The 18,519-nt window shown below is 60.8% G+C and carries 20 protein-coding genes and 1 riboswitch; of the genes, 12 read left to right on the top strand and 8 right to left on the bottom strand.

Features of this window, described 5'->3' with window-relative positions:
- Window positions 1–105: 105 nt before the first annotated feature.
- The 3 genes from infB (at window position 106) to OF385_RS04815 (ending at window position 4,206) form a co-directional block, all read left to right on the top strand.
- A complete protein-coding gene (gene infB, locus OF385_RS04805) occupies window positions 106–3,036 on the top strand; it encodes a translation initiation factor IF-2 (protein ID WP_264277235.1) in 2,931 nt (976 codons plus the stop codon).
- A 101-nt stretch (window positions 3,037–3,137) separates the two neighbouring features.
- Window positions 3,138–3,572 (top strand): 30S ribosome-binding factor RbfA, encoded by a 435-nt coding sequence (gene rbfA, locus OF385_RS04810; protein WP_264277236.1) that lies wholly within the window; start codon window positions 3,138–3,140, stop codon window positions 3,570–3,572.
- A gap of 187 nt (window positions 3,573–3,759) precedes the next feature.
- On the top strand, window positions 3,760–4,206 hold the full coding sequence (locus OF385_RS04815) for a YdeI/OmpD-associated family protein (protein ID WP_264277237.1): 447 nt from the start codon (window positions 3,760–3,762) through the stop codon (window positions 4,204–4,206).
- Between the two features lie 178 nt (window positions 4,207–4,384).
- Here OF385_RS04815 and OF385_RS04820 read toward each other — a convergent pair whose 3' ends face one another.
- On the bottom strand, window positions 4,385–4,846 hold the full coding sequence (locus OF385_RS04820; RefSeq protein ID WP_264277238.1) for a MarR family winged helix-turn-helix transcriptional regulator: 462 nt from the start codon (window positions 4,844–4,846) through the stop codon (window positions 4,385–4,387).
- Between the two features lie 62 nt (window positions 4,847–4,908).
- Here OF385_RS04820 and OF385_RS04825 point away from each other — a divergent pair, with 62 nt between their 5' ends.
- Entirely contained in the window at window positions 4,909–5,565 is a 657-nt protein-coding gene (locus OF385_RS04825) for a maleylpyruvate isomerase family mycothiol-dependent enzyme (protein WP_264277239.1), read from the top strand.
- A 52-nt stretch (window positions 5,566–5,617) separates the two neighbouring features.
- Here the strand turns inward: OF385_RS04825 and OF385_RS04830 are convergent, their stop codons facing one another.
- From OF385_RS04830 to OF385_RS04845, 4 genes are all read right to left on the bottom strand, one after another.
- On the bottom strand, window positions 5,618–7,114 hold the full coding sequence (locus OF385_RS04830; RefSeq protein WP_264277240.1) for a molybdopterin-dependent oxidoreductase: 1,497 nt from the start codon (window positions 7,112–7,114) through the stop codon (window positions 5,618–5,620).
- A gap of 198 nt (window positions 7,115–7,312) precedes the next feature.
- Window positions 7,313–8,137, bottom strand: a complete 825-nt coding sequence (locus OF385_RS04835) for an anti-sigma factor (RefSeq protein ID WP_264277241.1) — start codon at window positions 8,135–8,137, stop codon at window positions 7,313–7,315.
- Window positions 8,137–8,718, bottom strand: coding sequence for an ECF RNA polymerase sigma factor SigK (sigK, locus tag OF385_RS04840; RefSeq protein ID WP_264277242.1), 582 nt, complete (start codon window positions 8,716–8,718; stop codon window positions 8,137–8,139). Before sigK ends, OF385_RS04835 begins: the two co-directional genes overlap by 1 nt.
- A 171-nt stretch (window positions 8,719–8,889) precedes the next feature.
- Window positions 8,890–9,552, bottom strand: a complete 663-nt coding sequence (locus OF385_RS04845) for a fasciclin domain-containing protein (protein ID WP_264277243.1) — start codon at window positions 9,550–9,552, stop codon at window positions 8,890–8,892.
- Between the two features lie 300 nt (window positions 9,553–9,852).
- Between OF385_RS04845 and truB the strand changes: the two genes are divergently transcribed.
- The 6 genes from truB to rpsO all read left to right on the top strand — a co-directional run bounded on the left by truB (window position 9,853) and on the right by rpsO (window position 13,820).
- Window positions 9,853–10,776, top strand: a complete 924-nt coding sequence (truB, locus tag OF385_RS04850) for a tRNA pseudouridine(55) synthase TruB (RefSeq protein WP_264277244.1) — start codon at window positions 9,853–9,855, stop codon at window positions 10,774–10,776.
- A gap of 18 nt (window positions 10,777–10,794) precedes the next feature.
- Window positions 10,795–11,157, top strand: coding sequence for a hypothetical protein (locus OF385_RS04855; protein WP_264277245.1), 363 nt, complete (start codon window positions 10,795–10,797; stop codon window positions 11,155–11,157).
- An 11-nt stretch (window positions 11,158–11,168) separates the two neighbouring features.
- Window positions 11,169–11,636 carry a hypothetical protein gene (locus tag OF385_RS04860; protein ID WP_264277246.1) on the top strand — a complete coding sequence of 156 codons (468 nt, stop codon included), beginning with the start codon at window positions 11,169–11,171 and terminating at the stop codon, window positions 11,634–11,636.
- Window positions 11,637–11,698: 62 nt separating this feature from the next.
- A complete protein-coding gene (locus OF385_RS04865) occupies window positions 11,699–12,652 on the top strand; it encodes a bifunctional riboflavin kinase/FAD synthetase (RefSeq protein ID WP_264277247.1) in 954 nt (317 codons plus the stop codon).
- Between the two features lie 5 nt (window positions 12,653–12,657).
- Window positions 12,658–13,443: a class I SAM-dependent methyltransferase gene (locus OF385_RS04870; RefSeq protein ID WP_264277248.1), complete on the top strand. Its 786-nt coding sequence runs from the start codon at window positions 12,658–12,660 to the stop codon at window positions 13,441–13,443.
- A 107-nt stretch (window positions 13,444–13,550) separates the two neighbouring features.
- Window positions 13,551–13,820 carry a 30S ribosomal protein S15 gene (rpsO, locus tag OF385_RS04875; RefSeq protein ID WP_013348393.1) on the top strand — a complete coding sequence of 90 codons (270 nt, stop codon included), beginning with the start codon at window positions 13,551–13,553 and terminating at the stop codon, window positions 13,818–13,820.
- 149 nt (window positions 13,821–13,969) lie between these two features.
- Here rpsO and OF385_RS04880 read toward each other — a convergent pair whose 3' ends face one another.
- From OF385_RS04880 to OF385_RS04890, 3 genes are all read right to left on the bottom strand, one after another.
- Window positions 13,970–14,338, bottom strand: a complete 369-nt coding sequence (locus OF385_RS04880) for a hypothetical protein (protein WP_264277249.1) — start codon at window positions 14,336–14,338, stop codon at window positions 13,970–13,972.
- Window positions 14,332–14,442, bottom strand: a riboswitch (SAM riboswitch). Its footprint overlaps the gene before it by 7 nt.
- A gap of 179 nt (window positions 14,443–14,621) precedes the next feature.
- Window positions 14,622–15,347 (bottom strand): type 1 glutamine amidotransferase domain-containing protein, encoded by a 726-nt coding sequence (locus tag OF385_RS04885; protein ID WP_264277250.1) that lies wholly within the window; start codon window positions 15,345–15,347, stop codon window positions 14,622–14,624.
- Between the two features lie 82 nt (window positions 15,348–15,429).
- Window positions 15,430–16,620, bottom strand: coding sequence for an MFS transporter (locus OF385_RS04890; protein WP_264277251.1), 1,191 nt, complete (start codon window positions 16,618–16,620; stop codon window positions 15,430–15,432).
- Between the two features lie 209 nt (window positions 16,621–16,829).
- Here OF385_RS04890 and OF385_RS04895 point away from each other — a divergent pair, with 209 nt between their 5' ends.
- Both OF385_RS04895 and OF385_RS04900 read left to right on the top strand, forming a co-directional pair.
- Window positions 16,830–17,927 carry a pyridoxal-phosphate-dependent aminotransferase family protein gene (locus tag OF385_RS04895; protein WP_264277252.1) on the top strand — a complete coding sequence of 366 codons (1,098 nt, stop codon included), beginning with the start codon at window positions 16,830–16,832 and terminating at the stop codon, window positions 17,925–17,927.
- A gap of 129 nt (window positions 17,928–18,056) precedes the next feature.
- Window positions 18,057–18,494: a DUF4282 domain-containing protein gene (locus tag OF385_RS04900; protein WP_264277253.1), complete on the top strand. Its 438-nt coding sequence runs from the start codon at window positions 18,057–18,059 to the stop codon at window positions 18,492–18,494.
- Window positions 18,495–18,519 lie beyond the last annotated feature (25 nt).

Here is an 18,519-nt window from a genome sequence, read left to right on the forward strand (position 1 = left end):
CGGAAGAATTTCACGAATTACACAGCTGATTTGCCAGACCTCCTGTATTAAAGATTTTTTCTTTGGACCCGGGGTTTGAGCAGATCACATCAATACAGGAGAGATGTGGCTAAACCCCGCGTTCACGAGCTCGCGAAAGAGCTCGGAATCACTTCAAAAGAAGCACTAACCAAATTGCAGGACATGGGCGAATTCGTTCGCTCGGCATCCTCGACCGTTGAGCCTCCAGTAGCGCGCAAGCTGCGCGATGCCTTCCCGGGTTCGAACAATGCCGCTGCTGCCAAGCCGGCAGCCGCGAAGCCCGCAACCCCGGGCGCGCCAAAGCCGGCTTCCAAGCCAGCTGCGACCCCGGGCGCAAGCACCGCTGCAAAGCCAGGTGCCAAGCCTGCCGCTGCCACCCCGGCACCGGCTGCTCCAGCGACCCCAGCAGCGCCAGCGCCTAAGGCAACCCCGGGCGCACCGCTGCCAGGTGCAGCGCCGAAGCCAGGCAGCAAGCCGGGTCCGAAGCCAGGGGCACCACGCCCAGGCAACAACCCGTTCTCCTCCCAGCAGGGCATGCGTTCGACTGATTCCGGCGAACGCCGTGGCCAGAACCGCGACGGCAACCGTGCACCACGTCCGGGCGCTCCACGCCCGGGCGGTCCACGCCCGGGGAACAACCCGTTCTCTTCCCAGCAGGGAATGCGTGGCGAAGGCGGACAGGGAGGCCAGGGCGGCCCACGTCCACCACGCGACGGCCAGCGCGGCCCACGTCCAGGCGGACAGGGCCAGGGCGGCCCACGTCCACCACGCGACGGACAGGGCGGTCCACGTCCAGCACGCGACGGACAGCGTAGCCCACGCCCAGCAGGCCAGGGCGGTCCACGTCCTGCCGGCCAGGGTGGCCCACGTCCAGCAGGCGCAGGCGCTGGCGGTCCACGTCCAGGCGCAGGTGCAGGAACCACCGCAACCCCACGCATGATGCCTAACCGCACCGATCGTCCAGCCCCAGCAGGCGGCGGACGTCCAGGTGCCGGTGGCGGCGGACGCGGTCGCCCAGGCGGCGGCAACGGTGGCGGAACCGGTGGCGGCTTCCGCCCAGGTGCACCACGCGGTCGCGGTGGCGTTGGCGGTGCCTTCGGCAAGGGAGGCGCCGGTCGCGGCAAGCAGCGCAAGTCCAAGCGCGCAAAGCGCCAGGAACTGGAGCAGATGAGCGTTCCGTCGCTGGGCGGCGTGAACGTACCTCGCGGTACCGGCGACACCGAGATCCGTCTGCGTCGTGGTGCTTCGATCACCGACTTCGCTGACAAGATTGGCGCAAACCCGGCCGCACTGGTCACCGTGCTTTTCCACCTCGGCGAAATGGCTACGGCCACCCAGTCGCTGGATGAGGCAACCTTCGAAGTACTCGGCGAAGAGCTGGGCTACAAGGTCCTGGTTGTCTCCCCAGAGGACGAGGACAAGGAACTGCTCGAAGGCTTCGGCCTTGACCTGGAAGCTGAGCTCGAAGCTGAAGGCGAAGACGTGCTCGAAGAGCGCGCTCCAGTCATCACCATCATGGGCCACGTTGACCACGGTAAGACCCGACTGCTGGATGCCATCCGCCAGTCGAACGTCATCGAGGGCGAGCACGGCGGTATCACCCAGCACATCGGCGCATACCAGATCAACCATGAGCACGAGGGCCGCGATCGCGCGATGACCTTCATCGATACCCCGGGTCACGAGGCGTTCACCGCCATGCGTGCTCGTGGTGCCGAGGTCACCGACGTCGCCGTTCTGGTTGTCGCTGCGGATGATGGCGTCATGCCACAGACCGTGGAAGCGTTGAACCACGCACAGGCTGCTGGCGTGCCGATCATCGTCGCAGTGAACAAGATCGATAAGGAAGGCGCTAACCCGGACAAGGTCATGGGTCAGCTCACCGAATACGGTCTGGTTCCTGAAGAATACGGTGGCGACACCATGTTCGTGAAGGTTTCGGCACTGCAGAAGCAGGGTATCGACGAGCTGCTCGACGCCGTCCTGCTGACCAGCGATGTCCTGGAACTGAAGGCCAACCCGGACAAGTCCGCTCGTGGTGTAGCCATTGAAGCGAACCTGGATAAGGGCCGCGGTTCGGTTGTCACCGTCCTGGTCCAGTCCGGTACCTTGTGCGTCGGCGACACCATGGTTGTGGGTACCGCCCACGGCCGCGTGCGTGCCATGTTCAACGAAAACGGCGAGAACCTCGACGTGGCACTGCCATCGCGTCCGGTCCAGGTCCTGGGCATGTCCTCGGTGCCTCGCGCCGGCGACGGCTTCTTGATCACCGAAGACGAGCGCACCGCACGCCAGATCGCTGACAAGCGCGAAACCGCAGAGCGCAACGCCCTGCTGGCCAAGCGTCGCAAGCGCATCACGCTGGAAGACTTCGATAAGGCTGTTGCAGACGGCAAGATCGATACGCTGAACCTGATCCTGAAGGGTGACGCTTCGGGTGCCGTTGAAGCACTGGAAGATTCGCTGATGAAGATCGAGGTTGGCGACGACGTTCAGCTGCGCGTGATCCACCGCGGTGTTGGTGCTATCACCCAGAACGACGTCAACCTGGCTACCGTGGACAACGCCATCATCATTGGCTTCAACGTCCGCCCAGCCGAGCGTGTGTCTGAACTGGCTGACAAAGAAGGCGTGGATATGCGCTTTTACTCGGTCATCTACTCCGCTATCGACGACATCGAAGCAGCGCTCAAGGGCATGCTCAAGCCGGAATACGAAGAAGTGGCCCTCGGTACCGCCGAGATCCGCATGGTCTTCCGTTCCTCGAAGTTCGGCAACATCGCCGGTTCGATCATCCGCTCGGGCACCATCAAGCGCAATTCCAAGGCTCGCCTGGTACGCGATGGCAACGTGGTGGGCGACAACCTGTCGATCGACTCGCTGCGCCGTGAAAAGGACGACGTCACCGAGGTGCGCGAAGGCTTCGAATGCGGTATCGGCCTGGGGTCGTTCAACGACATCAAGGAAGGCGACATCATCGAGACCTTCGAGATGCGCGAAAAGCCACGCGACTAATTGCTTCACGGCACTTAGCAGTGTGACTCACTGATTCGTGGGCGTTTGATCGATAAGCTTTGGTCAAGCGCCCACGAGTTTTGAACCATTAGGAGAGAACCATGGCTGATTCCGCCCGCGCCGCACGCCTAGCCAAGCGCGTGCAGGTCCTCATGGCCCAGTCGCTGCGCAACGTCATCAAGGATGAGCGCATCGACAATGTCACCGTGACCGACGCCCGCGTCACCAACGACCTGCAGCACGCCACCGTGTACTACACCGTCTTTGGCGACGACCAAATGAAGAAGGATATCGCCGAAATGCTCGAAAAGCGCGGCGGTGCGCTGCGCAAGGAATTGGGCCGCAACCTGACCATTCGTCTGACCCCGACGCTGGCCTTCGTGGCCGACGAGATCCCTGAGGGTGCCTCGCACCTTGAGGAATTGCTGGCCAAGGCCCGCGAGAAGGACGCTGAGGTCGCAGCTCTGCGCGAAGGCAAGGACTTCGCCGGCGAACAGGACCCCTACAAGAAGGACGAGGCCGCCGAAGAAGCCTAAGGGCTTCTGGGCTGGGCCCTTCCTGGGCCAGCGCCCCGGACAACACGCATCGCGTGCTGGCCGGGGCGCTGTGCTTTAAGCCCGGTGCCCCTCGTAGCGAAGCGGGAATCCGGGCAAGGGGCTGGTCGCCGGGCAGGCCGTGCGATAGCGTGGTCAAAACCGCCGGATCCGACCAAAGGTGCCGCACATGCCAGAATTCACTACAACGCTCAGCGCCACTGGCGGGAACAACGTGGGCATCGTCGTTCCCGATGACATCGTGCTCGGATTCGGCCGTGGCAAACGCGTCCCGGTCGTTGTGTGCATTGACGGGGACTACACCTACCGGAGCAGCATTTCTTCCATGCACGGGCAGTTCCTGATTTCCTTCAACGCTGAAACCAGGGCGGCCACCGGCAAGGGCGCGGGCGACGAAGCCAGGGTCAACCTCGAACTGGACGAAGAGCCGCGGACCGTCGAAGTACCGGAACCGCTGGCCGTGCTGCTCTCCGCGGAGCCGGAACTTCTTGAAGCCTGGAACAAGCTGTCCTACAGCAAGCAGCGAGGCCACGTGGATCCCATCGTGGCGGCCCGCGGCGAAGACACCAGGACGCGCCGGGTCGAAAAGGTGATCAAGGTGCTGCGCAGCCAGTAGCCCGCAACGCGAAGTGGTGGTCCCGCGGTGAACCGGTCCACGTGGCCAAGGCGTGGGGTGAAATGCTGTCCGGTTCGTGCGCGAGCCTCGGGAGATTCAAGAGCACCGGGCAAGCAAAGGGCAGTCGATCCCGGCTGTCGGGGAATCGGCCGGCCGGCACGGGACAGCTGTCACAGGTTCACGATGAGTCTGCCTCAGGCTGATGCCGATCCAGGTTCGGGCGCAAGCTTTCCAGGATTTTCTTCAATTGCGCGAAGTCTGCGGCACCGATCAGCTGCGACCAGCGGTGCTCGATGCCTCGTTCAATGACGCGAGCGGCCTGCTGGGCGGCATGGCCCCGATCGGTCAGCAGCACTCGTTGGGCACGTGCATCCTTGGGGTCTGGCTGAATTTGCACCAGGCCAGAGCTTTTCAGCTCCTTGAGCAGATAGGCCGCGCTTTGCTTGGTGATTCCAGCAGCCTCTGCCAGCTCAGTCAGCCGGCTGCCCTGTTGGGCGATGCGCGCCGCTAGCCGGCCCTGTGCCATAGTGAACTGAAAACCTTGTTCATGCAGCTCGGCGACGATTTCTTCTTCGAAGGCCCGTTGCGCAATGAACAGAAGCGTTCCAACCGAAATTTCCTGGGGCGATTCCATTGACATAGTAGTAAGAATAGCTGACTATTTAGTCAGGGGCACTGACTACTTGGGAGGACGCGCGGGTGATGAACAAGGGGCAGATCTGGGAAACCGTCATTGAGCAGCGGTTGCAGCTTGCAGGGATTCTGCGCAAGCTTGATCCCGAGCAATGGGCGATACCATCCCTGTGTGTCGGGTGGACGGTGCAAGACGTCGCCGCACACGTGATCAGCGCTCCGCAGCTGGGCCCCGCCGCCATCCTGAAACTGATGCCGCAGATGCTGCGCTACGGCTACAACGGCACGACGCTGCGTGACGGGCAGCGGCGTGGACGGGCCGGGGTAGCATCCATACTCAGCCAATTCGATCGCTTTGCAACGGTGCCTCGTGGACCGGCCGTGGTGAGCATGCGCGAAACCCTGACCGATTCCTTGGTGCATTTCCAGGATATCGTTCGCCCCTTGTCCATTGAGCAGGGCATGCCATTGGTAGCCGCGGTGGAGGTCGCGCGCCGGTTGGCGCACACGGGACTCTTGCTCGGAAGCCGCCCCATGCTCAAATCCCTGCGCATGGTGGCCACTGACGCCGATTACAGCCAGGGCAGTGGCGAAGAGATCTCAGGTCCCATCACCGAACTGGTCATGTTGCGGTCCGGACGGGCACCGCGCTGGGAGCTGCTGCAAGGACCAGGCGTTGACGTGGCCCGTGAAAAGTGGCTCGCTCGGCGTCCCTCCGAAGCCTAGCCAATGCCACAGGCTGCTAGCCTCGGAGGGGCGAGACTGAATATCGGTTGGATTATTCCACAGTGAACTGCACCTGATGCCAGCCGCTGGCACCATTAGGTACCGGATTGGCCCTGTCACTGGTCTGCAATTCTCCGGAGGCGTCGTAGGCCCGCACCCGGCCGGTGTGCATTCCGGGGCGTGCCCCGGACCAGACATGGCGCCACTGCCGCCAGGTGTCCAAGGTGGCCTCTTCAGCCAGTTGCGCATCTTCCCACGGGCCGTCATCGATCTGCACCTGCACCCGCGAAATGCCCCGGGTCTGGGCCCAGGCGGTTCCGCCAAGCACGACTTCTCCCGAAGGAACCTTGGCAAAGGAGCGCGGGGTATCGATCCGCGAGGACATCTTGATGGGGCCGCGTTCTGACCATCCGCGCGTGGTCCAGTAGGCGGTTTTGTCCTGGAATCTCGTCACTTCCAAATCGACCACCCATTTGGTGGCCGAGACGTAGCCATAGAGTCCGGGAACCACCATGCGCACCGGGAAGCCGTGCTCGAACGGCAATGGCTCGCCGTTCATGCCCACGGCCAGCAAGGCCATCCGGTCATCGGTCAGGGCTTCCAGCGGCGTGGACGCGCTGAATCCGTCATGGGAGGTGGACAGGACCATATCGGCTCCGGCTTGCGGAGCTGCCCGCTCCAAGAGCTTGCGCAGCGGATAGCCCAGCCACTTGGCATTGCCAATCAGGTCGCCGCCCACGGGGTTGGAAACGCAGGTCAACGTGAGATACTTTTCCACGAGCTCCTCGCCCAGCAACTCGTCGAAGCTGAGCGTGAATTCGTTCTCCACCATGCCATGGATGCGTAAGGACCACTGGGATGGATCGATCTGTGGTACCGACAGCGCGGTATCAATTCGGTAGAAATCCGGGTTGGGAGTAATGAAGCGCGGCATGCCGGGCTCATCTATCTGGACGCCCTGGGGCAGATCCTTGACCGTGGTGCGGGCCGCTGGCAGCCGCAGCGCCTTGCGGGCCGCATCAGCCAAATTGCGGGTTGCCGACAACGAAGTGGAAACGCCGGCGGCCAGGGCCGCTACAGCCAGAGACGCTGCTGAGCCCAGCAGGAAGTTCCTGCGGCTAGTGCCGGCAGCACTGTTCGGGGAGATTGGACCCGCTGGCGCTCCCGGGGCTGCAGCCCAGGCCAAATGCGTGAGCCAACGCAGAATCCCGATGCCGGCAATGGCACCGAGCACTGTCGGCACAATGTCGAGGGTGCCGGTTGACGCACGGGACGCCACAGCACTGCCCAACACGACGGCGAGAGCCACGATGACGGTGCAGGCCCAGGCAAAACTCCGTTTGGCCAGCACGCCGATCAGGGCAGCCATCAGTGTTGCCACGATGCCGATGGAGACGAACAAGGCGAGCTTGTCATTTGTGCCGAAGGTCGCAATGGCGAAGTCCTTGAGCCATGGCGGAGTCAAATCGATGATGGCCGAGCCCAGCGCAAAGAAGGGCGAAGAGGCGCTGCTGGCGAACGCTGAGGCAAATTGTGCAACGGCAAACATGACTGCTGCCGAACAGAACCCGGATATTGCGTGAAAAACGAGAACTTTGCTGCTGGCCTTCTTCGGAATTCCCACTGCTACTCACCTCATGCTCTGCGATCCATGTTCCCCTGCGTTGGGCAGGGGAACAACCACTCACAATGTTTTCGGAACAGCCAAATAAATGGATTGGGTTCGGCTACAAGAATTCCTGCCGGATCAGAGCGCCTGGACCATGATGGGATCCGTGGTCGGGGCGGGCGAGCCCGTCGCTGGCTCCACGGAGATCCCGAAATGGGTTACTCCCTTCATGGGGTCGGAAACCAGCATCGTGCCGTTGGCATGGCTGCCGTCAAGCATTCCTGCCGAAACCGCGCCGTCAGAAGAAATCAGCCACAGCTCGTACCCCTTGTCGCTGGGCAGGTTCGGCATCCCGGAGGTCGACACCGCCATGAGCCCTTCATCGGCCGAATAGGACAGGGTGATCCGGGCGCCATCTTCCAGGGTTTGCGTCTTGGACTGCGTGTCTGGGGCGCTGATGATCCTGGCCAGCTCTTCTTGATGGGCCGTCATGGCTGCCATCTGGTTTTCCAGCTCGCGCTGCTCGGAATTCTGGTTGATGGCCAAGCCGCCCAGAGCGACCGCGGCCAACAGCAGGACGCCGGCGGCCAGGGCGAAGAACCGTTGAGTTCCGCGGCTCCCGCCATGTTCAACCGTGGCCGTTGGATCAGAGGGCGCTGATTCCTGTTCAGCCGACGGAGAGGTATCCCGTGCTGATGCGCTGTCCTCGACCGAAGAAGAATCCTCAACCGGTTCCAGCTGCTTGGTTTGGCGAATGGCGTCCATGACGCTGTTCTTCAGTCGTGCCGGGGGAGCAACGGGCGCGGCCGCAAGGCCGAGTAGCCCGGTGGTTTCCTGCAGGGCGTCCAGCGCCCCACGTGCTTGCGGGGACGGCTCTTGGCCGTGCAGGAGCTCCTCGCGCTCCTTGTCTCCCAGAGCGTCCAGGGCGAAGCTGCTGGTCAGCCCATTCTCATGCTTATCCATCACGCTACTCCCATCAGTTCTCGAAGCTTGTTCATTCCATCACGTATTCGTGTTTTAGCTGTTCCCACCGGGATCTTCAGCAGTTCCGCGACTTCCGTGTGCGTATACCCGCCAAAGTATGCAAGGTGTATGGCCTCGCGTTGGGCCTGGTTGAGGCGATGCAGCGCCTGGACTACCCGGAGGGACTCATCGTGGAGGATGGCGTTTTCTTCCACATCGTCATAGCTGTCCTGGAATTCCTTGATTCCAATGCGCAAATCCCTGTCCTGGCTCGCTTGGCTCGATCGGACCCGATCGACCGCCCGGCGATGGGCTATGGTCAAAAGCCAGGAAGCAGCGCTGCCACGCCCGGGATCAAAGCGCCGTGCATGTTGCCACGCTTCGACAAAAACTTCCTGGGTGACTTCTTCGCTCTGCGCATTGTCCCTGAGCACCCTCAACACCAGTCCGAAAACCCGGGACGCCATGGCATCGTAGAGCAATTCGAAGGCGTCTTCGTACCCCAGCGCGACCTGTTGCATCAGGGCGTCTGGTGTCTGCACAGTGTCGTCTTCCTTCGCATCGAGCCTATTTGAACTCATGAATCTAAGGGTCTCACGCATCTGTGTCATTTTGCTTGTCTCCTGTGGCGTGGCGTTTGCGTATTGCAATGGCCAAGGCACGAAGAGCCCGCTTCACCGTCAACAGTGATGCCTGGAGTCCAGGCCAAGCATCATCGTTGACGGTTGCCCGCGGCCTTCCTTGCGGGGCAGCTACTTCTTTGCCGGAGGCATCAGGACCGTGTCCACCATGTACACGGTCGCGTTGGCTGTCTGCACGCCTCCGCAAATGACCGATGCACCGTTGACTTCGAGTTCATCACCGCTGCCAGTGACTTCAACATCCCCGCCTTGCACTGTGGTGAGCTTTCCGGAAAGCTCCTCTGGAGCAATTTGGCCGGGGACCACGTGGTAGGTCAGGATGCTGCTCAGGGTGTCAGCATCCTTGGTGACGGCAGCAAGATCATCCTCGGGGATTGCGGCGAACGCCTCATCAACCGGTGCGAAAACAGTGAATTCGTCACCGTTGAGGGTGTCAACCAGGTCCACATCCGGGTTGAGCTTGCCTGAGACGGCTGCAGTCAATGTGGTCAGCAGCGGGTTATTCGACGCTGCGACGGCTACGGGGTCCAGTGCCATTCCGGCGACCGAACCATCACCTGTCGGGACGGCTTCGGCGTAGGCTGCGCAGCCGGAACCAACGAGATTTCCAGTTGGATCCATGGCTGATTCGCTGGACATCGGGGAGCTGGAGTCCGAGGCGGACGCCATTGTCGATTCCGTGGTTTCCGAAACGGTGGAGCAGGCGCTCAGTCCCATGGCGGCGGCCGCGATGATCCCGAATGCCCCAGCGACTTTGCTGTATGTGCGCTTCATGATTTTCTCCTTGCTTCGCCGCGACAGTCGTCGTCGGACCTGCTCCCGTCCGAGCGGAGGGGGCTCTCATGAAGCATTCGGGGCACAGGTCCACGCGGATTGGAATCTTCTGGAACTACTGATGAAAAGTGTCCCGTGGACCGTGCAGTGCCAGAGGGGAAGAGCGCAACGGCGATGAGTTTCCATCGCCCGGGCACAGGCCTGGCGCCCCTGGCGCGATGGCAGCGGAAGCACGTGGGATCGGCCACGCTTGCCACCGGCGGCAGGCTAATTTCCGGCCGAAGCCATATACTGGAGAGCGTGAGTAAAGCCGGGCAGAACACTGAAGAGCAGGCATCGGGCCTCGTATTAGTCGACAAAGATCAGGGAATGACCTCCCACGATGTGGTAGGACGCATCCGGCGGCTTGCGGGCACCCGCAAGGTGGGCCACGCCGGGACCCTGGATCCGATGGCCACAGGCGTTCTGGTGATCGGCGTCAACAAGGCGACACGGCTGCTGACCTATATTGTCGGCCACGACAAGACTTATACCGCCACAATCCGCCTCGGCCAGAACACCGTCACCGACGATGCCGAAGGCGAGATCATTTCCGAGCGCATTGCCGCGGCGGTTTCGGACGAAGACATTGCACGCGAAGTGGCCAAGCTGCGCGGTGAAATCGAGCAGGTCCCAAGCCAGGTCTCGGCCATCAAGGTGGACGGCAAGCGCTCTTACGCTCGGGTGCGCGCCGGCGAGCAGGTTGAGCTCAAGTCCCGACCGGTCACCATCTCGCGCTTCGACATCCACGAAATCCGCCGCGAGAACGGCGGCAAGATTCTCGACGTGGACGTCACTGTTTCATGCTCATCCGGTACCTATATTCGGGCTCTGGCGCGCGACCTGGGCGAAGCCCTGGACGTGGGTGGCCACCTGACTGCTCTGCGCCGGACCGAGGTGGGCCCCTACAAGATCGAGCTCACCCGTACGCTCGAACAGCTGGCGGGAGAATTTGCCCTGCTGCCGATTGAACAAGCAGCGGCCGCGCTATTCCCCAATCGAACCGTCAGTGTCGATGAAGCCATCGAGCTGTCATTCGGCCGAACCATCCGCGCTTCCCACCTGAGCATGGACATCGAGCCAGGGCAGACCGTCGCGGCGTTCGCGCCCAACGGCGTGCTGGTGGCTTTGCTGGAGGACAAGGGCGATAAAGCCCGCACTGCCCTCGTATTCACCGCGAAGTAATCCCGAAAGGACGAGCCGTTGTTTGCCTTGAACGGATTTTTTATCGCCGGTGCTGTGATTTGCGCAGCGGCATTACTGGTGGCGCTCGTGGCGACGGTTATCCGCAAGCACCCCGATGACTGGGCCTTGATCGGTGCCGCGGCCACCGAAGCTTTCCTGGTGGTCTACGGCATTGCCGCGGCCATCCGGCAGGCATCCGGAAATGCGGTGCAGGGCGATCCGTGGGAATTCTGGGGATACCTCATTACCGCATTGGTGATGCCGCCGGTAGCGTTCTTCTGGGCGATCAGCGAAAAGAGCCGCTGGTCCAACGCGGTACTTGGCGCTTCGGCATTGGTCACTTTCATCATGCTGTTCCGCATGGAACAGATCTGGCACTAGGAGTCATAGCCATGGGCGACAAGCCACGCAATTCCCGCATCCTTCAGGCAGCTGAAGCACGCTCCGCCGACAAAACACCCAAGCCGAGCCGGTCCACCGGGCTCGGCCGGGTCATCATCGCCGTGTATGGAATCTTGGCGCTGGCCGCAACGGTCCGCGGCGTGTACCAGATCCTGAGCAAGTTCGATGAGGCGCCGGTGGCGTACACGCTGTCAATGATCTCCGGTTTGATCTACCTGCTGGCCACCTTCTCGCTCTCGTCGGCCAAGCCGAAAGCGTGGCTGCTGTCCTTGTGGGCGGTCAGCATCGAGCTGGTGGGCGTGATCGTCGTGGGCATCTTGTCGCTGACGCACCCGGAAATCTTTGCGCACCCGTCGGTATGGAGCGGCTTCGGCCAGGGGTATGGATATATCCCATTAATCCTGCCGATGATCGGATTGTGGTGGCTGTATCGTAACCGCAGTGAGCGCCACGCCTGAAGACGTGTAAGAATTGCCTCGGTGGGTTCTCTACCCACCACAAGAATTTCTAAAGGAGCACAGTGCACTATTGGAAGGGCTTGGACGCCGTCCCCGCGGATATGGCTCCCACTGTCGTGACCATTGGCAACTTCGACGGTGTGCATTTGGGACACTGCGAGGTCCTGGATGCCGCGGTCACGCAGGCCAAAGCGCGCTCTGCCCAATCCGTGGCCATCACCTTTGACCCTCACCCGGCCTTGGTCCATCGCCCGGACAATGCCCCTGAACTGATCATGGGTATCGCCGACCGGGTTGATACCCTGGCCAGCGTCGGCTTGGACGCAACATTGATGATCCATTACACGCTGGATTTCGCTGACCAAAGCGCCGAAGAATTTGTTCGTTCCATCATCGTCGAGAAGCTTCATGCGGTGGCCGTTGTTGTGGGCCATGACGTGCGCTTCGGCCGGAGCAATTCCGGGGACTTCAGCTTCATGCAAGAGCTGGGCGAGAAGTACAGCTTTGACGTGATTGGTGTCGAAGACGTGGGGGACAAGCGCCGTTTGTCATCCACCTGGGTTCGTGAAGAGCTGGCTGCGGGCAACGTTGAAGCTGCGTCCGAGATCCTTGGACGGCCTCACCGCATGCGCGGAGAAGTGGTCCATGGCCACGCCCGCGGACGTGAATTGGGTTTCCCTACGGCCAATCTTGATCCTGAAGCCACCGGCATCATTCCTGCCGACGGAGTCTACGCCGGCTGGGTTATCGACGAGGCCGAGGTCCGCTGGCCAGCAGCAATTTCAGTGGGATCCAACCCGACTTTCGACGGTGTTTCACGAGTCGTCGAGGCTCACGTGATCGACCGCCCGGAAGAAGGCGTCGAAGATTTTGACCTCTATGGTCAGCAGATCGTGGTGGAGTTCATCGCACACCTCCGCCCCATGGTTGCCTACCGTGGCATCGAAGCGTTGATCGAGCAAATGACCGAAGACGTAGACCAGGCGCGAACCGTTTTGGCTACAGAACGCCACTAGAATTCATGGCTGAAATCCCTTCCCTGCCACAACGAGCCTTCGTGGTCAGCGCGCAGCGACGTGATGAACTAGCTTCTGCTTTCCAATCGGATGCCGAGAGCTATGACAAGATTCGTCCGTCCTATCCTGACGAGGCTTTGGACTTCACCCTGCAAAACCACCCAGCCGAGGCAGTGGATATCGGTTGTGGCTCAGGAATTTTCACCGAGCAACTTGTGGGTCGCGGCCTGGATGTTACCGCTGTTGATCCGTCCGAAGCCATGCTTTCGGTTCTGGCCAATCGACTTCCCGAAGTAGCAATGCTCTGCGCTCACGGCGAGGCAACCGGTCTGGCCGGGAACAGTTTTGATTTGGTGACCTACGCACAGGCCTGGCACTGGGTTGATCATCCCAAGGCCAGCGCAGAAGCGGCCCGGTTATTGCGTGATCATGGATGGCTGACGCTGCTGTGGAACCAATTGGATGTCTCGATTCCCTGGGTTCACCGGCTGGCCCGCATCATGCACGCTGGCGACGTGCATCGTCCCGAGCTTGAACCGCCGCTAGGCCCGGAGTTCCGGAAGCCCGAACACGGAATTTGGCACTGGTCCATGCCGCTGGACTTCCCAGAAATCGTTGAACTGACCAAATCCCGCAGTTATTACCGCAAGGCAACGGCAACGACACAAGCCAAGGTCGAAGCGAATCTTCGATGGTATTGGACCGAGCACCTTGGACACGAGCCATCCGCAAGGGTGCAGGTGCCGTATCTCACCCATGCTTGGAGGTCCCGTCGGCGTCCCCGACGGTGATATGATTGACGATGGTTCTCGCTGCAGTCCGCGGTTGCGAGTATCCGCCGTAAACGTTTCGGCGTTTGCACTGACTTATGAACGCGGTCCAACTCTAGGAGTTTGTTATGGCATTGGATGCCACTATCAAGAACGAAATCATCAAGGCTTACGCTACCCACGAGGGTGACACCGGTTCGCCTGAGGTTCAGATTGCCGTCATGTCCCGCCGTATTTCGGACCTGACCGAGCACCTGAAGATGCACAAGCATGACCACCACACCCGCCGTGGCCTGATGGCTCTGGTTGGTCGTCGTCGTCGTATGCTCGGCTACCTGAAGAACACCGACATCGAGCGTTACCGTTCGCTGATCGAGCGCTTGGGCCTGCGTAAGTAGTCTCTCGCGCTGGTGCGAAGATCCCCGCCTTCCTTGTGGAAGGCGGGGACTTTTTTATGGCCGAAAGGCCTCATGAGGGAATTTTCCACTGAATTTCTTGCAGCACTGTTCCAACCCGTTATGTTGTTGACGGCCCCTATGATCCTCTTTCAGGGGCTGGCAACAACATAACGCGAAGAGCGGCGAACTTCCGTTTCAGCCCGCCGGTCCACGGTCGTAGATTCCAAGCCTTCAAGGTGTGCGAAGGAATAGCTCCACCAGGCCCCGTAGTCCACCGGCGAGGACATCGTACGGCCGTATTCGCCATCATTGGGAATATCAATCCCGGCAATGCGTTTTAGCTGGACGACATCCGCCACAGCGGGTAAGAGCAATTCGGTAAAACCGGCAACATCCTCGGGATAGTTCTCCTTGGCCGCGTTGCCGCCAAGAGCTCCGGGGTGCGCGGCAGGGAGCCGGCGTGGGTGGTAAGGATATGATCCGGGGCCTGCGAAGACATGCCAAAGCCACCTTTCCATCGGTTCTGGCGGTAGCACCATATCCGCAAAAGCTCATTCTTCATCAGCTGGATAGGTTGCTGCGGCATCGCAGAGCCAGGTCTCTCGGCCACTCGGGATGGGTACACATCAATCACTATCAGCTCTTTGGGCTCGGCTGCGAAGTGCTGGATCCTCGTTGAGCCAGCCTCTAGCTGGAGAACGTTATCGTGGAACTCAGTGGGCCGAAAAGAGCTTGAACCCGTGCGATGGCACGGGTTCAAGCGCAATTTTTACGTCATCTTTGCGAGGGTGACGCCGATTTTTAGTCCGCTTCGGCTTCGGCAGCGGCTTCTTCGGCTGCCTTTTCCTGGTGGATTACTTCTGCGAGAAGCTTCTCCATCTCCTTAGCGACTCCTGCGGCCGACGCAGGGTTCTGGCCGGTGACCAGACGTTCGGAGACTTGAACGTTCTCTTCAAAATTATCCGCGGGGATATGGTTGGCGCCTTGCTCGACCAGTTTGTCGGCCAAGAAGAAGGGGATGATCTGATCCTTGCCAACGGCTATTTCCTCATCGTTGGTGAAGGCCGCGACATCCTTGCCGCTGAGCAGCTTGATGCCGTGGTGCAGTTCCACATCGAGCAGACCCGCCGGGCCATGGCACACTGCGCCGACGACTCCACCCTTGTTATAAATATCCCCAATGAGCTTTTGCAGGCCTTCATTGTCGGGGAAATCCCACATGGTGCCGTGACCGCCTACTAGGTAGATCGCGTCGTATTGCTCCGGGTCAATGACTTCCACCCTGGCCGTGTTGTACAGGCCGGCCCGGGTCGTTTCATCTTCAGTGAATTGCACCTGGATTGGATCGTCCGTATCGACAGTGTCACGGGGAGGCTGTCCGCCCTTGATCGAGGCAAAGTCGACGAAATGCCCTGAATCTCGGAAGACCTTCCAAGGATGAGCTGCTTCCGCGACGTTATATCCGGTGGGGTCTCCGCCAGCACCGAGTTCGGAAACGCTAGTTAGGACCATCAGGATTTTCTTCACGGGGTACTCCTTTCGCATTTGTCCTCCCAGCCTTGTACAAAGTTGGCAAGGCTTCAACCGCACCTAGGCGGTTTCCAGAGTTCTATGCGATTGCTCCCTGTTTGGAGGGGGATTCAGGCAAGCGAAGCATCAGGATTCCCAGCAAAGCAATAGCCAAGATCACGGCGGCCAGGGCCCATAAGCCCGCCGAGACGCTGGCCGCGGCAGCGACGGCACCCACCAGGATCGGACCGCCGGCGTCCCCGAGTTCGCGCCCGAGTTCTGCTGATCCCATGGTGCGCCCAATGCGTTCTTCGGGAGTCGTCGAGGCTAGATGCGCAAAGCCCAGCGGTGTAGCGATCCCGACGCCGGTTCCCAGAAGCAGCGCGCTCAGCAACAATGTGGCAAAGCTTTGCCAGATCGCGACCGAGACCAGTCCCGCGATGAGCAGCAGGAGGCCAAGAGCCATGCCTGCGGCAAAACTGATCTTGGCCTGGTCCTTGATCCGGCCGATCCATGGCTGTACGAGGGCCGAACAGATCGCCAATATCGACACCACGCCCATGCTTTGCATCTCGTCGAGTCCGAGCCTCGAGCCGATCAGCGGCAGGAAGCCAACGGCCGCGCCCAACGCGCCGGTAGCCGCAGCCAGAACCATGGTCGGCACCAGGAAACCGGGCTGCACCGTTTGGCGCGCAAGATCTGCCAGCGTGTAACGCCGCTTGGGGAGCATGGGCAGGACCGGCACTCTGCGCCACACCCAGATCGCCGCGGTCAACGAGATTACTGCCATGAAGGCAAAGAGCGCGGGGAAGCCGGAGACGAAGATCAAGCCGGCACCGATCAGGGGGCCCAAGACGTAGCCGAGGGTTTTCCAAGCGCCGTATCGGCCGAAATACTGGCCAGGGCGAGGCCCGGAGAGCCGAGCCACCGCTGCGGAGGCCGCGGGCGAAAACGCCGAGGCCGCAGCACCCTGGCCAAGCCGGACCAGGCCCAGAGCAAGTGCTGAATGCGCGAAGATGCCCAGGGTCGACATGAGTGCGAATACAATGAGGCCGCCGAGAATCACCGGTTTTGCGCCGATGCGGTCGCTCAGGGTTCCAAATACCGGTTTCAAAATGACTTCGGCAACATCGTAGACGGCGAGCAAGATGCCCAGCGTGAACAGGCTGGAACCTAGTGCCTCGAATTCGGATCCGAGGCCTGCAGCAATGCTATGTGCTCCAAAAGCGGTAGTGAATCCGGCGGCGAAGAGCGGTGCTAGGTGGCGCGTGCTTGTTGTATCGCGGGTCATGACATCATTTCGTTGTTGACGGCAGTGGAGCATGGCGGGCTATCGCCGGCTGCTCGCGAACTCGCTGTCCGTGCAGGGATCCGAGGCTGGCGCACCTTTGAAAATAGCATCTTGGCGTTTCCACTCGAAGTATTACCGAGCGAACGGCAGGCCAACGGCTAGGCTGAAGTTGATTTGAACGTCCGAGATGAGCAGGAATGCGAGACATCATGAGCAATACAGTTCTTCAGCGTCACCTCTTTGGACCTGGTCCATGCAACCCCTATCCGGAAGCGACGGCCGCATTGGGACTGCCGTTGCTGGGTCATCTGGATCCGGAATTCATTGCCCGCATGGATCGTGTGGCCGATGGCCTGCGCACGCTGTGGGGGACCGAGAACCTGCGGACCTTGCCACTGAGTGCCACCGGTTCGGCCGGCATGGAAGCGGCGTTTGTTAACACCATCAACCCTGGCGACGTTGCGGTAATCGCCGTTAATGGCCTCTTCGGCGAGCGCATGTGCGAAGTCGCGTCACGTGTGGGTGCCGAGGTTGTCCGGGTTGACCACGCATACGGCACGCCGGTGGACGCGCAGCGTGTGGCAGAAGCTCATCCCAACCCTGCGGTGATTGCTGCCGTGCACGCGGAAACGAGCACCGGGGTGGTCTCGGACATCGCCGCCTTGGGAGCAGGCAAGGGAGAGGCACTGCTGATCACCGATGCGGTGACGTCCATTGGCGGCATGCCGGTGCTTGCCGACCAGTGGGGAATCGATGTGGGTTATGCCGGTACGCAGAAGTGCCTTGGTGTCGCCCCGGGACTGGCGCCCTTCACCATTTCCGATCGCGCCTTTGAGCGCCGCGTGCTCAAGCCCCAATCCTGGTATCTGGATCTTGGCTTGCTCGGCGGCTATGCCACCGGGTCCACCGGTGGCGGCCGAACCTATCACCACACTGCTCCGGTAGCGATGGTGGCCTCGTTGGAAGCTGGTATTGAACGCATCCTGTCCGAGGGGCTTGACGCGGTCACCGCGCGTCATCAGGAAGCAGGCAGCTTGTTGCAAAATGGGTTGCAGGATATGGGCCTGGGACTCTTTGCGCAGGAAGGGTACCGCTTGCCTCAGCTGACTACGGTGGAGGTACCCGAGGGTGTCGATTCGGCCAAGGTGCGCGGTTACCTGCTGGACCGCTTCAACATTGAGATTGGCGGGGGAGTCGGGCAGTACGCCGATACCGTGTGGCGCATCGGGTTGATGGGTCCGAACGCGAATCCTGGTTCTGTGGCATTGCTTCTTTCGGCATTAAGAGAGGCGATAAGCAAGTCCTAAATCGACGGTTTGATCTCTTGAATGATGTGATCGAGTAGGAACTATTATCTAGATCTACTTTCGTCGTGACTATGAGTTCGATAGTCTCAGCTATGTCATTCGTTTCTTCAGCAGAAAGCAGGCGGCAGGATGAAAGCCCTTTTCGATTTTGATTTCAGGAAGTTCGTCACCCCATCGATCATCAAGATTGTCTACATCTTGATCATGGTCTTCCTTGTTCTCGGCTACATTGCGATGGTGATCGCAGCGTTCTCCGAAGATGCCTTGTTCGGCTTGTTGATGCTGATCATCATCGGCCCATTGTTTGTCCTGATCTACCTGGTCTTGGCCCGTGCCGGGCTTGAGTCGCTGATCGCTTCGATCCGTACCGCGGAGAATACTGCCGAGCTGATTCGCCTGGCTGGCGGGCGTCCTCCCTTCGAAGTCGGGGATGCACCGTACCCAGGCAATCCGTCCGCGCCCCAGGGCTACAGCAACCCGACCACGCAGTACCCGACTCAGCGTGGTCCACAGACCGGCCCTGCCGATGGCGGAACCACTCCGCCAACCAATCCGTACCAGAAGTAGCTCACCACGGAGGACGGGCCAGCAC

It is taken from the genome of Glutamicibacter sp. JL.03c, assembly GCF_025854375.1.
Lineage (GTDB): Bacteria > Actinomycetota > Actinomycetes > Actinomycetales > Micrococcaceae > Glutamicibacter.

Coding starts and splice junctions, on each gene's coding strand:
- rbfA (WP_264277236.1), top strand. CDS start 3,138: ATGGCTGATTCCGCCCGCGCCGCACGCCTAGCCAAGCGCGTGCAGGTC.
- OF385_RS04815 (WP_264277237.1), top strand. CDS start 3,760: ATGCCAGAATTCACTACAACGCTCAGCGCCACTGGCGGGAACAACGTG.
- OF385_RS04820 (WP_264277238.1), bottom strand. CDS start 4,846: ATGTCAATGGAATCGCCCCAGGAAATTTCGGTTGGAACGCTTCTGTTC.
- OF385_RS04825 (WP_264277239.1), top strand. CDS start 4,909: ATGAACAAGGGGCAGATCTGGGAAACCGTCATTGAGCAGCGGTTGCAG.
- OF385_RS04830 (WP_264277240.1), bottom strand. CDS start 7,114: ATGTTTGCCGTTGCACAATTTGCCTCAGCGTTCGCCAGCAGCGCCTCT.
- OF385_RS04835 (WP_264277241.1), bottom strand. CDS start 8,137: ATGGATAAGCATGAGAATGGGCTGACCAGCAGCTTCGCCCTGGACGCT.
- sigK (WP_264277242.1), bottom strand. CDS start 8,718: ATGAGTTCAAATAGGCTCGATGCGAAGGAAGACGACACTGTGCAGACA.
- OF385_RS04845 (WP_264277243.1), bottom strand. CDS start 9,552: ATGAAGCGCACATACAGCAAAGTCGCTGGGGCATTCGGGATCATCGCG.
- OF385_RS04860 (WP_264277246.1), top strand. CDS start 11,169: ATGGGCGACAAGCCACGCAATTCCCGCATCCTTCAGGCAGCTGAAGCA.
- OF385_RS04870 (WP_264277248.1), top strand. CDS start 12,658: ATGGCTGAAATCCCTTCCCTGCCACAACGAGCCTTCGTGGTCAGCGCG.
- rpsO (WP_013348393.1), top strand. CDS start 13,551: ATGGCATTGGATGCCACTATCAAGAACGAAATCATCAAGGCTTACGCT.
- OF385_RS04880 (WP_264277249.1), bottom strand. CDS start 14,338: ATGGAAAGGTGGCTTTGGCATGTCTTCGCAGGCCCCGGATCATATCCT.
- OF385_RS04890 (WP_264277251.1), bottom strand. CDS start 16,620: ATGACCCGCGATACAACAAGCACGCGCCACCTAGCACCGCTCTTCGCC.
- OF385_RS04895 (WP_264277252.1), top strand. CDS start 16,830: ATGAGCAATACAGTTCTTCAGCGTCACCTCTTTGGACCTGGTCCATGC.
- OF385_RS04900 (WP_264277253.1), top strand. CDS start 18,057: ATGAAAGCCCTTTTCGATTTTGATTTCAGGAAGTTCGTCACCCCATCG.